Here is a 726-nt window from a genome sequence, read left to right as displayed (position 1 = left end):
CGGCCAGACTTAAGTGCTTCACATAATGCGTCAATTACAACAACTGTTCCACGAGCTGCGTTAATGAAGATGCTGCCATCTTTCATTTGAGCAAACTGTTCTGGTCCCATCATGTCTTGTGTTGCACCGGTTTCAGGTACGTGCAGGCTGACAATATCAGACATGCCAAGCAAGTCTTCCATAGAATCAAGTTGCGTTGCATTACCCAAAGGAAGTTTGGTTACTACATCGTAGAAGTAGACCTTCATGCCCAATGATTCAGCAAGAACGCTCAACTGGCTGCCGATGCTGCCGTAGCCAACAATCCCGAGCTTTTTACCGCGAATTTCGTAGCTATTGGTAGCTGATTTTAGCCAGCCACCGCGGTGAGCAAGAGCATTCTTCTCAGGTACGCCACGAAGTAGTAGAATTGCTTCGGCAAGTACTAGTTCGGCAACACTTCGAGTATTTGAGTAAGGAGCGTTAAAAACAGCGATACCGTGTTTGGTAGCTGCTTTAAGGTCGACCTGATTGGTACCAATACAGAAACAACCAACTGCGATTAGCTTTTTAGCGGCTTGAAATACTTCCTCAGTCAATTGAGTGCGTGAACGAATACCGACGAAGTGAGCATCTGCGATCTTTTCGATCAACTCATCTTGAGCCAAAGAAGTTTTCAAATATTCAATGTTGGTATAACCTGCCTTTTTAAGTGTTTCCACAGCAGATTCATGTACACCTTCTAAA

1 protein-coding gene is annotated in these 726 nt (G+C 44.6%); it reads right to left on the bottom strand.

The features are described 5' to 3' along the window. A partial coding sequence (serA, locus tag A3756_RS01160; protein WP_156490158.1) for a phosphoglycerate dehydrogenase occupies positions 1-726 on the bottom strand: 726 nt, incomplete at both ends.

It is taken from the genome of Oleiphilus sp. HI0086 (assembly GCF_001635225.1).
The sequence above is the reverse complement of the archived record's forward strand: the minus strand, read 5'-3'. Positions and strand labels throughout refer to the sequence as shown.